The sequence below is a fragment of the Sphingomonas sp. IC-56 genome, from assembly GCF_021043375.1.
GTDB lineage: Bacteria > Pseudomonadota > Alphaproteobacteria > Sphingomonadales > Sphingomonadaceae > Sphingomonas.
Genome location: NZ_JAJNDV010000008.1, coordinates 98798 through 111296, shown reverse-complemented (window position 1 = coordinate 111296; position 12499 = coordinate 98798). Strand labels below are relative to the sequence as shown.

The following is a 12499-nucleotide window of genomic DNA, read 5'->3' as shown; positions in this document are numbered from 1 at the left end:
CTTATGCGGCGGCGATGAAGTCTTCGACCGCGAGCTGGGCGAGATCGTCGGTCATCTGCGTGCGCGGATGCTTGCAGAAATAGGCCGAGGCGGCGTCGATCGGGCCGGCGATGCCGCGATCCTTGGCCAGCTTGGCGCAGCGGATCATGTCGATCGCGACGCCGGCGCTGTTCGGGCTGTCCTCGACCGAGAGGCGCAGTTCGAGGTTCATCGGCACGCCGCCGAACATCGAGCCTTCCATGCGCAGGAAGCAGATCTTGTTGTCGTTCTGCCACGGTACATAGTCGGACGGGCCGATATGGACGTTCTCGTCGTCCAGGCGCTCGGCCGCGACCGACTGCACGGCCTCGGTCTTCGAGATCTTCTTGGAGGCGAGGCGGCGGTGGTTCGACATGTTGAGGAAGTCGGTGTTGCCGCCGGTATTGAGCTGATAGGTGCGCTCCAGCTTGACGCCGCGCTTGGCGAACAGATCGGTCAACACGCGGTGGACGATGGTCGCGCCGAGCTGGGCCTTGATGTCGTCGCCGATGATCGGCACGCCGGCATCGGTGAAGCGCTGCGCCCATTCCGGGTTGCTGGCGATGAACACGGGAATGTTGTTGACGAAGGCGACGCCGGCTTCGAGCGCGCATTCCGCGTAGAACTCGGATGCGGCCTGCGAACCGACCGGCAGATAGTTCATCAGCACGTCGGTCTTGGTCTCGCGCAGCAGGGCGACGACTTCTTCCTTGGTCGGCTCACGCTCTTCAGCGACGATGAAGGTGCGGTCGTCGTTATAGTCGGCCATGTGGTCGGCGACGCCGTCCAGGACCTTGCCCATGCGCACGGTGGCGCCGGTGGACTCGACCGAGGAGCAGAAAATGGCGGTGTTGTTGGGCTTGGCGAAGATCGCCTCTGCCACGTCCTTGCCGACCTTGCGCTTGTCCACGTCCCACGCGGCGACGACCTGGATGTCGCTGGGGCGGTAGCCGCCCAGGTCCCAGTGCATCAGGCCGACCGTATCGTTGGCACCTTCCCGGTAATAGGAAAGTCCCTGTACGAGGGAGCTGGCGCAATTGCCGACGCCGACCACGGCGATGTTGATGCTCGACATTACTACTTCACGTCCTTTGCGTGGGTGATTGTTCGGTATTGGAAGTTTGCCCGGGCTGGGTGCCCAGGCTTCGGATCAGGCGCGCCTCGACGGCGCGGTGCCAGAACAGGCCGATGACGAGCACTGCGGTGAGCGGCACGAGCTCGAACCACCAGAACAGCCGGGGATTTCCAGCCAGACAGGCAAGGAAAATGGCTGACACGCGGACATTGGCGGTGAGCAGGCTCAACAGCCGCATCGGGCGCGTGGCGCGGGCGCCATATTCAAGCGCCAACCGGCTGGGGTCGCGCTGACGTCCCATTGCCGCGTCGAACGGCGCGGCCAGGCCGTCCAGCATGCCGGCGGCGCGGTCGTACAGCCGCACCAGCGGATTGCGGCTGGGCGCAGGCGGCGGCGCGGCGCCAATGCCCTTGCACCGGCGATGGAAGCGGGCGCGTTCGCTTTCGTACAGATTGGCCTGCACGGCATGCGCGGCGCCGGCGGCCCAGGCGAGGACCCAGCCTTCCACCGTGCCGATCGACACCGCAAGCACGATGTAGATCAGCGCGAAAACGCCATGATCGCACAAGCCATCCAGCGCGCGGCCGAGCGGGCTTGCGGTGCCGGTGGCGCGGGCAATCATCCCGTCCAAGCCATCGGCGATCAGCCAGCCGACCGAAAGAAGCAGGCCCAACAGCGCAAAGGGCCAGACATGCCATTGGCTGAACGAGAGCGCAGCGGCAGCGCCCAAGGCCAGGCCGCCGAACGAAACCGCGTTCGCCGAAATGCCACGCGCCAGAAACCCCGGCAGGAGCACGCGGCCTGCGGGATGGATGATCCAGAGGTTCGTCGGATCCTCGATCCGGCGATCCCGTGACCGGTCCGGCGGAGGAACTGTCATAGGTCTGTCACCTACAGCGCCTCACGGCCTGTCAGCAAGCCTTTTGCGGCGGCCTGGCAACGCGAATTGATGACGGTGCCAAGTCGTTACGGGGCGGCGACTTGGCCCGCCACTTGATGTCAGAAGCGCCAGTTCGCCCAGAGCGCCAAGAAGTCATAGTCCGTATAGCCTGCGCGCTCGAACACTTCGCCGGTGAAGAGGTGTTCGTAGCGTCCCGTCAGGGACAAGCGGCGGGTGGGCGTCCACACCACCTGCAACCGCGCCAGCTGGGCGACGTCGCGGCCCTCCACGTCGGCGGTGCGGGCATAGGGCGTTGCGCTGCCGCGATACACCGGCTGCGACAAATCGTCGCGCATCACCCAGCTATATTCAGTCGCAACCTTGATCGTCTTGGCCGGAGAGAAGGCGAAGGTCGGCGCGATCATGCGCAGGTTGGTCGGGCCGACCGCCGTGGTATAGGCGAAGTAGATCGTGTTGCCGAACGGCGCCGCGGCGGTGCCGAGCTTGCCCGTGCCGTTGGCATTGCCGCCGGTACCATAGTCGAAGTGGAAGCCCAGGCGCGGCTTGAGCGCCGAGGATTTGCTGAGCAGCACGTTCTGCGCCATGAAAATCTGAGTCGCATCGATCTCGCGATCGCCGAACTCGCCGCTCTGGTGCGTCACCGTCCAGTCGATCGTATAGTCGCCCGCGCTGCCCCACAGCCGCGCGCCCAGATAGTTGCGCACTTCGGTGGCCGTGGTGACGCCCCAGCGCTGGCCTGAGCTCCGGAAGCGCCAAATAAAGGGGTCGAAATAGAGCTTCGACTTTCCGAACAGCGTCTTGGGCAGGGCATAGCCGAAGGTGACGCCCGAAAAGCGGTGGCCGTCATCGGTGCGATCGTCGCTCAGGCCTTCCGAGCCGAGCGTGGTGAACTTCAGGTCGAACACGTCGGCGCGCAGGTCTGACGTGCGCGCCCAGCCGCGAATGCCGTTCAGAACCAGGGCCAGGCTGTTGTTGTCGCGCTGAGAGACCAACTGTGCGGCACCGTCGGAGAACTCCTGTCGGCCATAGCGCACGCCCACCGCAGCAGGACCGATGTCGACGGTCGCTTCGGCGAAATATTGCTGGGCGAACAGATCGTTCTTCAGATTGGTCGCGGGAACGCCGATATTTTCGCCCGTGATCTGACCGCTGGCGAGCTCGCCGAACAGGCGGAAATGCTTGCCAAGATGCAGGTCGGCACCGCCAACCAGACGCAGCAGCTCCTGGTCCTGTGCTGGCCCACGGTTCAGGCCCGGATTGGTCAGATGGTTGAACCGGGCGCGAGCCTCGCCGCTGAGGGTGAGGTACACGTCGCCGTCGCCCGCGAGCGGGAGATATTTGAGGCGATCGAAGACGTCGTCGCGCTTGACCGGATCCTTGTAAGCGCGCCAGTCCTCGGCCCAGCGATGCTGGTTGAAGCCTTCGGTGGTGGTGCCTTCGCCTGTCGCTTCGTTGGGGAAGCGGCGCAGCGTGTCGACTGCGGGCTTCGCCGAGGCGCTTTCCGGAAAGTTCTGCGCAGGCTTGTCGCTGTCCTTGCGCTCTTCAAACGCAGGCGCGCTTGCGGCGCAGAGAAGCAACGGCGCGCATAGAGCGCTGGAAAGGAGGATAGGCATGCAAGAAATCCAGTTGAAAGAAGCGCCTGGGGCGATGCGCCCGGTCTTCGGCTATGCGTTGGGCCCTCGGACCTGTGCACATTATAGGACGGTGCCGGAACGAAGCGCGCGGGCCTGCCCCTCGTGAATCTACGTAGCGGAAGGCCTGGAGCCTTCGAATGGAGCGGTCGAGGGAACCCCGATTGCTCGCACCGGTTCTAGGAGCCGCGACGACGGGAGCATGTAGATGGCGGTTTTCAACAAGGACCTGATCGAGGCGGCTGGCAAGAACAGCTTCTTCCAGAAGGAAGTGTATCTGGACGATAACATCCAGATCGTGCTGATGCACCTTCAGCCCGGCGAAGAGATCGGCGAGGAAACGCACCCTGCGGACCAGACGACCTTCTTCGTGTCGGGCGAAGGCCAGGCGGTGGTGGACGGCAGCCGCACCAAAGTGGTCGAGAACCGCGTGATCGTGATCCCCAAGGGCGCCAAGCACAACATCATCAACAAGGGTGATGGGCCCCTGAAGCTCTTCTCGATCTATGCGCCGCCGGCCGAGCCCGCAGGCGTGGCGTTCAAGACCAAGGAAGAGGCCGAAGCGGCCGAAGAAGGGGTGGTCCACAAGATCGTGGACAAGGCCAAGAAGCTGGTCGGCGCCGACTGAGCGACGAACCGCCGGAACGGGGCGCCCGCTTCGCCGGTTCTTTCCTGCGCAAACTAACGCAGGAGAGCGACATGGCAGAGAAGGGCGACCACGACGGCAAGAGCGGCCGCGAGACGCAGGCCGGTAGCGAGAAGCAGCACGAAAAGGATGCGGATAACAGCCGCACCGCTTCCAAGCAGAATGCTGGCGGCGGCGGGCACAAGTAGCGCGAGGCACCGCTGTCCGGCTGACGCGCCGGACGGCGGCTGACCCAGGCTGACTTCCGCGGGATTTGGTCATGTGCCATTCACGCCCCCAGCAGGATGCTGCGTGCAGCAGGCTGGGGAGAGCGTCGATGGCGGAGCGGAAGAACGGGTTGGGCGGCGTGACCGCGGCGCTGGCGCTCTGCGCCGCGCTGAGCGTGGCGATGCCAGTGGCGGCGCAGGACACCCGGATCTTTTCCGCCGCCAGCCAGGAGCCGCCGGCTGAACGGGCAGGCGCGCCGGAGGATTATGCCTGGATCGACCGGGCTGATGCGCTCTGGGATGTGATCGGCGACTCGCCGCCAGACACGGCCTTCACCTTCGCGGATGTCGAGCCCTGGGCCTGGCAGTTGCGCGACGGCCACGTGGTTATCGTCGAAGAAGCCGCCGAAGGCATGCGCAGCTATTATTTCGAGCCGCGCAGCGCCACGCCGTTCCTCGCCGTCGAGCCCGGCGCAAGCTTCGCGTTCGAAGCGGGCGATCTGGCGATGGCGTATGACGCGGACGGCACTGCGCTGTCGGAACTGGAAGGCACGGCGCGGCTGGAGCAGGCGATGGTGCTGCTGGACCGTGCGCAGCGGCTGAAGCGGGCGATGCGCAGCGGGGCGGGCGAGCCGGTGGACAGTGGCGCATGGGTCGAGTCGAGCCTGTACATGGGCGGGTTCCTCGACCTGTGGCAGCAGGGCTTCCTGTCGCAGCCGGCGTGGCGGGCGCAGCGCGAGAGTCAGGCCGCGCGGACCTGGCGCGACCGGCTGAACGATGAGCGCGTGCGTCGGCGTGCCCTGGGCGATGGCTTTCGGCGATGGCGCGATGGCGGGTTCCTGGGAAGACCGCCCGCGCGCTGGCGGCGGCCCGATGCGCGGCCCGGCCAACCGCCGCGCCAGGGTGTCCGCCCCCGCCCGGACCGGCCCGCAACCCGACCGGATCGTCCGCGGCCCTCAGCCGGTCGCCCGGACCGGCCTAGAGCCCCAGGCGCACAGGTTCCTGCCCTGCCGCCGGTGATCACGACGCCGCCACCGGGCGCGGGCCGCCCGGAGATAGGGCTTCCGGAATCGGGCCGTCCGGATCGTCCCCGGCGGCCGGGTTGGAACGGCACGCGGCCGGGCGGGGTGGTGGGTACACTCCCAGCGCCTCCTGCCGCTGCTGCGCCGTCCGGAGTCGTGAGGCCGCCGCGCCCATGGAGCAACCGGCCGGGCTGGAACCGGCCTCGCCCTGTGCCGCAGCCGGGTGTCGCACCCGGCGAGTCGACGTTGCTGAGTGGCGTGCGGCCAGTGCGACCCATGCGCCCGGAGGGGCGGCCCGGCTGGAACCGGCGTCCACCGATCGGGACACCGGCACCCGCAACGCCCAGTGGCGTGACGCCGCCGGTGGTCCGGCCCTCGCCCACGCGCCCGCCCGCTGATCGTCCGCGTGCGCCTCAGCCCGCGCCCGCGCCCGCTGCTCAGCCCGATGCGACTCCGTCAGTGCCGCAAGTGCGCCCAGCGCCGGTCACGCCGCGCCCGGTACAGCCACGGCCTTTCAACGTTCGGATACCGAACCAGGACTAGGCAGGCTTAAAGGGCAGCAGCGTTTCATACTGGCTCAGCGGCGGCGCGCCCGGGATGATGGCGCGGTGGCGCAGCAGGAAGGCGTGGCGGACGATCTCGGCCTGTTGCTCGAGCCCGTAGCGGGCAAAGGCCTGGCCGGGCTTGATCGCATAATCGTAGCGGCAAAAAGGGTGGCGCTTGAGCGGCAGGAAGATGCCGCACTGATGCTGCCAGATATGCACCATTTCGTGCACGAACAGGCCCTGCACTCCCAAGGGGGCAAGGCTGAAGTCCTCATGATAGATGCCGCTTTGCGGGTGAAAGTGGATCGTGCCGCGCGGGGCCATGGTGGTGTTACGCGGCTGGAAGAACGCCCATTTGCGATTGGCGACCCGCGCCTGCGCATAGTCGACGGCCTCGCCGAACACCGATGCGGCGAGCCGGGTCTCCCCCGGCGTGAGTGGGCGCGACGCGGTCATGCCTATGACATGCCGCGCCGGGCCCGCTTTGTCACGCCGGTCAGGGGATCAGGCGATCCGTCCGCAACCGCTCGAACAGCGCGAAGAAAGCGTCGTCGGTCGGTTGGTAGGCAGTGAAGCCCAGGCGCCGGCTCTTGGACATGTCGGTGACGACTTCCAGCGGACGGCCAAGATCGGCGTCGGTGTGCCAGGGTGACGCCAGGCGGTTGAGGTCGGGCTCGGCCAGCTTCTCGCGCTGCGCGATCTGCCGCCAGGTGTCCGCGTCGTTCGCCATCTGCTGCTCAAGCGGGCGCGCCGTACCGTCGAACGGGGCCGCTTCGATGCCGAACCAGTCCGCAATGCGGCTCCACATCCACTGCCAGCGGAAAACGTCGCCGTTGACGATGTTGAACGCTTGGTTGTGTGCCGCTTCGGTTTCGGTGGCCCAGAGCAGCTGGCGGGCAAGCTGACCGGCATCGGTCATGTCGGTCAGTCCGCTCCACTGCGCGGCAGAGCCCGGGAAGGTGAAGGGGCGTCCTGTTTCGCGGCAGAGCGTCGCATAAACGGCAAGCGTCGTGCCCATGTTCATGGCGTTGCCGACTGCCTTGCCGATCACCGTGTGGGGGCGATGGACGCTCCAGGTGAAGCCGTCGCGCTCGGCGGCCGCGAAGACTTCGTCCTCCTGCGCGTAATAGAAGTTCTCGACATCGAGCCGGCCCTGTTCCTCGCGGAACGGCGTCTGCGGCAGCACGCCTTTGCCATAGGCTTCGAACGGCCCGAGATAATGCTTGAGGCCGGTAACCAGCGCGACATGGCGCGGGGCGGTGGGCTTGGGCAGCGCATCGAGCAGGTTGCGCACCATCGCAGCGTTGACGCGGATATTCTCCGCCTCGCTGTCCTGGCGCAGCCAGGTGGTGATGAACACCGCGTCGGGGCTGAGATGTTCGAGGGCTCGCGCCGTGGCGGTGGCGTCCTGCAAGTCCGCAGCAACCGGCGCTACGCCCTCCTGCGCCGTCGGGCGACGGGCGAGCCCGTGCACGCGCCAGCCTTGCTCGATCAGCAGCGCCGCGGTCGCGCTGCCCACAATGCCGCTTGCCCCGACCACCAGTGCGGTTTTTGCCATGTTCTTGATCCCGTGCTTGTTCGAAGCGGGAGCTAGGCAGGGGCGGGCCCGGCTTCTAGACGGCACCAAACAGGAACCTAGGCACCAGGAGGTAACCAGTCATGCAGCCGGGCTCGGCCGATGAGGAGTGGCGGGAGGATTGCGCGCCGCGGCGTGTGCTGGCGCTGTTCGCGACCAAATGGACCAGCATGGTGCTGCACACGCTGCACGTCCGGCATGGCGGCGCCGCGCGAACGGGAGTGCTCCACCGCAGCCTGCCGGGAATCTCGAAGAAGATGCTGACCCAGACGCTGCGCGAAATGGAGGAAGTGGGGCTGATCACCCGCCATGTGCAGAGTGCGGTGCCGCCGGCCGTGGAGTATCGCCTGAGCGAACTGGGCACGCGTTTCGTGGAGCCCGTGGCGATGCTCTATGCCTGGGGCCGCGATAATGCCGATGCGCTCGACCAGCTTGGCAGCCGCGCGACGGCGCGGCGGACCTAGCGGGCGTTTGCGGCGTTTGCCCTTCATCTCAGTTCCGGAGCGATCATGCCCAAGCCAGACAAGCAGCTTTCCTCGAACAAGCCCAAGGCGGCGCTTGGCACCTACATTCTGGTCGCGTTCGTCGTGGCAGCGCTGGTGGTCTTCTTCGCCACCCGGAAGCATGACAGCGGCGCCGCGACGGCGATCGAGCAGACGAAATAGTCGGTGCGGATACGTTCTTGTATACGAATAAAAAGAGGGTGATTGCATGATGTCGGGGATCAATCGCAAGCGCAGCATCGGCAGCGGGGCGTGGATCGGCGTGGCCGCGGTGGCGACCGGCGCGTTCCTGCTGGGCCGCTATTTGCGGCGGGTGGAAGAAGAAGACGCTGTCACGCCGGCGGCGTTTGCGCAGCCGGGTGCGGTGAAGGGCAGCTTCGACCAGACCCGCGATGCGGGGCCCGAACATATGCGCGACCATGACGCCGATGATGTGTGGGACAAGGTCGACGAAGGGGTGGACGAGTCCTTCCCGGCGAGCGATCCGCCTTCGTACAATCGGTTCGACTAAAGCCTAGGGCTGGGGGTCGCCGGCGCCGACGAGCTGGGCTTGGGCTTCCAGCTTCTTGCCGCTGGCGAGGCTTAGCACCAGCGGGATTTGGGCGCCGGGCTTCAGGCTCGGCGACAGACCGAACAGCATGACGTGCCGGCCGCCTGGCGCGAAGTTGACGGTCTTGCCGGCGTCCAGGGCGACCTCGCGCAGCGGCTGCATCATGCTCATGCCGCCATGCTGCATCGTTTCGTGCAGTTCAGCGCGAGTGGCGGCGGGGGAGGCGATGCCGACGAGCTTATCCGCCTGAGATCCGCCCTTCAGCGTGAAATAGGCCGCGCCGGGCCTGCCGGAGACCGCGGGCAGGCGAGCCCAGGCCTTCTCGACCGCGGGCTCGGCGGGCTGCTGGTGGCAGGCGGACAAGAGCAGCGCCCCCGCAACGATCCCCAAAATCCCTCGCATCCGCCGTCCTCCCAATTCGGGAAGCGTCGTAGAATCTTGTCCTTCTTGCGGCAAGCGCAGGGCCACCTATATCCCTGCCCGGAAACGGTTCCCTGCGGCGCCTAAAAAAGGGTCGCGAGGAGCCATGCGCTTAACTTTTTGAACTGGGGGCCACTGAGGGACCATGGCTAAAGTAATCGGTATCGATCTGGGCACGACCAACAGCTGCGTTGCCGTAATGGAAGGCGGCAAGCCCAAGGTCATCGAAAATGCAGAGGGTGCGCGTACCACCCCGTCGATCGTCGCCTTCGCCAAGGATGGCGAGCGTCTGATCGGCCAGCCGGCAAAGCGCCAGGCAGTGACGAATGGCGACAACACCATCTTCGCAGTGAAGCGCCTGATCGGCCGCCGCTTCGACGATCCGGTGACCAAGAAGGACACCGAGCTGGTGCCGTACGCGATCGCGCGCGGCCCGAACGGCGACGCGTGGGTCAAGGCTGGCGGCGAAGAGTATAGCCCATCGCAGATCTCCGCCTTCATCCTGCAGAAGATGAAGGAAACCGCTGAATCGTATCTCGGCGAGACGGTCAGCCAGGCGGTGATCACCGTTCCGGCGTACTTCAACGACGCCCAGCGTCAGGCGACCAAGGACGCCGGCAAGATCGCCGGCCTGGAAGTGCTGCGCATCATCAACGAGCCGACCGCGGCTGCGCTGGCATACGGTCTCGACAAGGACAGCAACAAGACCATCGCAGTCTATGACCTTGGCGGCGGCACGTTCGACATCTCGGTGCTGGAAATCGGCGACGGCGTGTTCGAAGTGAAGGCGACCAACGGCGACACCTTCCTGGGTGGCGAGGACTTCGACTCCAAGATCGTCCAGTATCTGGCCGACGAGTTCCGCAAGGCCGAGGGCATCGACCTCACCAAGGACAAGCTGGCGCTGCAGCGTCTGAAGGAAGCCGCCGAAAAGGCGAAGATCGAGCTTTCCTCGGCGCAGACCACCGAAGTCAATCTGCCCTTCATCACCGCCGACGCCAATGGCCCGAAGCACCTGGTGAAGTCGATCAGCCGCGCCGAGCTGGAGCGTCTGGTCGATGACCTGATCCAGCGCACGCTGGAGCCGTGCCGCAAGGCGCTGGCCGATGCGGGCCTGAAGGCCGACGCGATCGACGAAGTGGTGCTGGTCGGCGGCATGACCCGCATGCCCAAGGTGCGCGACGTCGTGAAGTCGTTCTTCGGCAAGGAGCCGCACACCGGCGTGAATCCGGACGAAGTCGTGGCGATCGGTGCCGCGATCCAGGCCGGCGTGCTCCAGGGCGACGTCAAGGACGTGCTGCTGCTCGACGTGACGCCGCTGTCGCTGGGCATCGAGACGCTGGGTGGCGTGTTCACCCGCATGATCGACCGCAACACCACGATCCCGACCAAGAAGTCGCAGGTCTACTCCACCGCTGACGACAATCAGCAGGCAGTGACCATCCGCGTCTTCCAGGGCGAGCGCGAAATGGCGGCCGACAACAAGATGCTGGGCCAGTTCGACCTGATCGGCATTCCGCCGGCGCCGCGCGGCGTGCCGCAGATCGAAGTGACCTTCGACATCGACGCCAATGGCCTGGTCAATGTGTCGGCCAAGGACAAGGGCACCGGCAAGGAGCAGCAGATCCGCATCCAGGCCTCGGGCGGCCTCAGCGACAACGACATCGAGCAGATGGTCCGCGACGCCGAGAACTTCGCCGAAGAGGACAAGAAGCGTCGCGCTGCGGCCGAGGCGAAGAACAACGCCGAGAGCCTGGTGCACACCACCGAGCGCCAGCTGCAGGAAAATGGCGACAAGGTCGACGCTTCGCTGAAGGGCGAAATCGAGGCCGCGATCGCCGAGACCAAGACTGCGATCGAAGGCGGCGACGCCGACGAGATGCAGGCCAAGGCACAGAACCTCGCCCAGGTGGCGATGAAGCTGGGGCAGGCGATCTACGAGAAGCAGTCGGCCGAGAACGCCTCGCCGAATGCAGGCGCGGCTGCGGGTAACGAGGCGGGCGGCGAAGAAGTCGTCGATGCCGAGTTCTCCGAGGTGGACGACAACAAGGCGTAAAAACACACCCCTCCCTCTTTCCGCTCGCGGGGAGAGGGCCGGGGAGAGGGGGAGTGGGGTGACCGTGGTGGCTTGGGCCGCTGGCGGACTGCCCCTCTCCCAATCCTCTCCTCAACTGGGGAGAGGGCTTTTTGAATGACCACCGAAGTCGACTATTACGAACTGCTCCAGTGCGAGCGCACCGCCGACGCGGGGACGATCAAGTCGTCCTACCGCAAGCTCGCGATGAAGTATCATCCCGACAAGAACCCGGGATGCTCGGATTCCGAGGCCAAGTTCAAGGCGATCAGCGAAGCCTATGACTGCCTGAAGGATCCCCAGAAGCGCGCGGCGTACGACCGCTTCGGCCATGCCGCGTTCAAGCAGGGCGGCGCAGGCGGCGGGCACGGCGCGCAGGACTTCAGCGGCTTTTCCGATATTTTCGAGAGCGTGTTCGGCGAGTTCATGGGCGGTCGTGGCGGCGGTGGCCGCGCGAACCTGCGTGGCGCGGACCTGCGCTACGACATGGACATCACGCTGGAAGAAGCGTTCCACGGCAAGAACACCGAGATCACCGTCGACGTTTCCGCGCTGTGCGACACCTGCACCGGCTCCGGCGCGACGCCGGGCACCCAGGCCAAGACCTGCCAGCAGTGCAACGGCCATGGCAAGGTGCGCGCGCAGCAGGGCTTCTTCATGGTTGAGCGGACCTGCCCGGTCTGTCACGGCGCGGGCCAGGTGATCGCCGATCCGTGCCGCGACTGCCGCGGCGAAGGACGCACCGACAAGACCAAGACGCTGAGCATCAACGTGCCGCCCGGGGTCGATGAAGGCACGCGCATCCGCCTGACCGGCGAAGGTGAGGCGGGGGCACGCGGGGCGCCGGCGGGCGACCTGTACATCTTCCTCCACGTCAAGAAGCACGCGATCTTCGATCGCGAGGGCACCACGCTCTATGCGCGCGCGCCGATCAGCTTCACCACTGCGGCGCTTGGCGGCGAGATCACGCTGCCAGGGCTCGACGGCGAGAGCCACGTCGTGAAGATCCTGCCCGGCACCCAGTCGGGCCGCGAAGTACGCCAGCGCGGCGTGGGCATGCCGGTGCTCCAGGGCCGCGGGCGCGGCGACCTGGTGGTGCAGCTGACCGTGGAAATGCCGACCAAGCTTACCGCGCGGCAGCGCGAGCTGCTGGAGGAGTTCCGCGAGACCGAGACCGGGGACGAGTGCCCGGAATCTACCGGGTTCTTCGCCAAGTTGAAGGCGGCGTTGGGCTGAGGCTCTGGCCGGGGCTGAAGCCTTCCGGCGCTTGCGTGGGCTGTACCCCGGCGGAGGCCGGGGCCTAGCTTCGGCGCACGTGGTGAGGGCAGGCAA

General features: G+C 66.3%; 14 protein-coding genes. 8 read left to right on the top strand and 6 right to left on the bottom strand.

Annotated elements, in window-relative coordinates; translation table 11 throughout:
- Window position 1: 1 nt before the first annotated feature.
- The 3 genes from LQ953_RS12095 to LQ953_RS12085 all read right to left on the bottom strand — a co-directional run bounded on the left by LQ953_RS12095 (window position 2) and on the right by LQ953_RS12085 (window position 3607).
- Entirely contained in the window at window positions 2-1093 is a 1092-nt protein-coding gene (locus LQ953_RS12095; protein WP_231031160.1) for an inositol-3-phosphate synthase, read from the bottom strand.
- A gap of 7 nt (window positions 1094-1100) precedes the next feature.
- Window positions 1101-1973 (bottom strand): CDP-alcohol phosphatidyltransferase family protein, encoded by an 873-nt coding sequence (locus LQ953_RS12090; RefSeq protein ID WP_231031159.1) that lies wholly within the window; start codon window positions 1971-1973, stop codon window positions 1101-1103.
- Window positions 1974-2092: 119 nt separating this feature from the next.
- On the bottom strand, window positions 2093-3607 hold the full coding sequence (locus LQ953_RS12085; protein WP_231031158.1) for an alginate export family protein: 1515 nt from the start codon (window positions 3605-3607) through the stop codon (window positions 2093-2095).
- 226 nt (window positions 3608-3833) lie between these two features.
- Here LQ953_RS12085 and LQ953_RS12080 point away from each other — a divergent pair, with 226 nt between their 5' ends.
- The 3 genes from LQ953_RS12080 (at window position 3834) to LQ953_RS12075 (ending at window position 6042) form a co-directional block, all read left to right on the top strand.
- Window positions 3834-4253, top strand: coding sequence for a cupin domain-containing protein (locus LQ953_RS12080; protein ID WP_231031157.1), 420 nt, complete (start codon window positions 3834-3836; stop codon window positions 4251-4253).
- A 71-nt stretch (window positions 4254-4324) separates the two neighbouring features.
- A complete protein-coding gene (locus tag LQ953_RS16235) occupies window positions 4325-4459 on the top strand; it encodes a hypothetical protein (protein WP_269141469.1) in 135 nt (44 codons plus the stop codon).
- A 128-nt stretch (window positions 4460-4587) separates the two neighbouring features.
- The gene (locus tag LQ953_RS12075; protein WP_231031156.1) at window positions 4588-6042 is read left to right on the top strand and encodes a hypothetical protein; all 1455 of its coding nucleotides are present in this window, start codon (window positions 4588-4590) and stop codon (window positions 6040-6042) included.
- Here the strand turns inward: LQ953_RS12075 and LQ953_RS12070 are convergent.
- Together LQ953_RS12070 and LQ953_RS12065 are read right to left on the bottom strand one after the other, a co-directional pair.
- A complete protein-coding gene (locus LQ953_RS12070; RefSeq protein WP_231031155.1) occupies window positions 6039-6500 on the bottom strand; it encodes a vgr related protein in 462 nt (153 codons plus the stop codon). The genes LQ953_RS12075 and LQ953_RS12070 overlap by 4 nt on opposite strands.
- Before the next feature lie 40 nt (window positions 6501-6540).
- Entirely contained in the window at window positions 6541-7602 is a 1062-nt protein-coding gene (locus LQ953_RS12065) for an SDR family oxidoreductase (protein ID WP_231031154.1), read from the bottom strand.
- A 101-nt stretch (window positions 7603-7703) separates the two neighbouring features.
- On the opposite strand from LQ953_RS12065, the gene LQ953_RS12060 reads away from it, so the two are divergent.
- From LQ953_RS12060 to LQ953_RS12050, 3 genes are read left to right on the top strand one after another with little or no spacing between them, the layout of a single operon-like run.
- Entirely contained in the window at window positions 7704-8084 is a 381-nt protein-coding gene (locus tag LQ953_RS12060) for a winged helix-turn-helix transcriptional regulator (protein WP_231031153.1), read from the top strand.
- A gap of 45 nt (window positions 8085-8129) precedes the next feature.
- Complete coding sequence (locus tag LQ953_RS12055; RefSeq protein ID WP_231031152.1) at window positions 8130-8285, top strand: hypothetical protein; 156 nt, start codon at window positions 8130-8132, stop codon at window positions 8283-8285.
- 46 nt (window positions 8286-8331) lie between these two features.
- A complete protein-coding gene (locus LQ953_RS12050) occupies window positions 8332-8634 on the top strand; it encodes a hypothetical protein (protein WP_231031151.1) in 303 nt (100 codons plus the stop codon).
- 3 nt (window positions 8635-8637) lie between these two features.
- Here the strand turns inward: LQ953_RS12050 and LQ953_RS12045 are convergent, their stop codons facing one another.
- Window positions 8638-9075 (bottom strand): copper chaperone PCu(A)C, encoded by a 438-nt coding sequence (locus tag LQ953_RS12045; RefSeq protein WP_231031150.1) that lies wholly within the window; start codon window positions 9073-9075, stop codon window positions 8638-8640.
- A 163-nt stretch (window positions 9076-9238) separates the two neighbouring features.
- Between LQ953_RS12045 and dnaK the strand changes: the two genes are divergently transcribed.
- Both dnaK and dnaJ read left to right on the top strand, forming a co-directional pair.
- Window positions 9239-11149 (top strand): molecular chaperone DnaK, encoded by a 1911-nt coding sequence (gene dnaK / locus LQ953_RS12040; RefSeq protein ID WP_231031149.1) that lies wholly within the window; start codon window positions 9239-9241, stop codon window positions 11147-11149.
- 135 nt (window positions 11150-11284) lie between these two features.
- Window positions 11285-12403 carry a molecular chaperone DnaJ gene (dnaJ, locus tag LQ953_RS12035; protein ID WP_231031148.1) on the top strand — a complete coding sequence of 373 codons (1119 nt, stop codon included), beginning with the start codon at window positions 11285-11287 and terminating at the stop codon, window positions 12401-12403.
- The last annotated feature ends 96 nt before the right edge of the window (window positions 12404-12499 follow it).

Coding starts and splice junctions, on each gene's coding strand:
- LQ953_RS12095 (WP_231031160.1), bottom strand. CDS start 1,093: ATGTCGAGCATCAACATCGCCGTGGTCGGCGTCGGCAATTGCGCCAGC.
- LQ953_RS12090 (WP_231031159.1), bottom strand. CDS start 1,973: ATGACAGTTCCTCCGCCGGACCGGTCACGGGATCGCCGGATCGAGGAT.
- LQ953_RS12085 (WP_231031158.1), bottom strand. CDS start 3,607: ATGCCTATCCTCCTTTCCAGCGCTCTATGCGCGCCGTTGCTTCTCTGC.
- LQ953_RS12080 (WP_231031157.1), top strand. CDS start 3,834: ATGGCGGTTTTCAACAAGGACCTGATCGAGGCGGCTGGCAAGAACAGC.
- LQ953_RS16235 (WP_269141469.1), top strand. CDS start 4,325: ATGGCAGAGAAGGGCGACCACGACGGCAAGAGCGGCCGCGAGACGCAG.
- LQ953_RS12075 (WP_231031156.1), top strand. CDS start 4,588: ATGGCGGAGCGGAAGAACGGGTTGGGCGGCGTGACCGCGGCGCTGGCG.
- LQ953_RS12070 (WP_231031155.1), bottom strand. CDS start 6,500: ATGACCGCGTCGCGCCCACTCACGCCGGGGGAGACCCGGCTCGCCGCA.
- LQ953_RS12065 (WP_231031154.1), bottom strand. CDS start 7,602: ATGGCAAAAACCGCACTGGTGGTCGGGGCAAGCGGCATTGTGGGCAGC.
- LQ953_RS12060 (WP_231031153.1), top strand. CDS start 7,704: ATGCAGCCGGGCTCGGCCGATGAGGAGTGGCGGGAGGATTGCGCGCCG.
- LQ953_RS12055 (WP_231031152.1), top strand. CDS start 8,130: ATGCCCAAGCCAGACAAGCAGCTTTCCTCGAACAAGCCCAAGGCGGCG.
- LQ953_RS12050 (WP_231031151.1), top strand. CDS start 8,332: ATGATGTCGGGGATCAATCGCAAGCGCAGCATCGGCAGCGGGGCGTGG.
- LQ953_RS12045 (WP_231031150.1), bottom strand. CDS start 9,075: ATGCGAGGGATTTTGGGGATCGTTGCGGGGGCGCTGCTCTTGTCCGCC.
- dnaK (WP_231031149.1), top strand. CDS start 9,239: ATGGCTAAAGTAATCGGTATCGATCTGGGCACGACCAACAGCTGCGTT.
- dnaJ (WP_231031148.1), top strand. CDS start 11,285: ATGACCACCGAAGTCGACTATTACGAACTGCTCCAGTGCGAGCGCACC.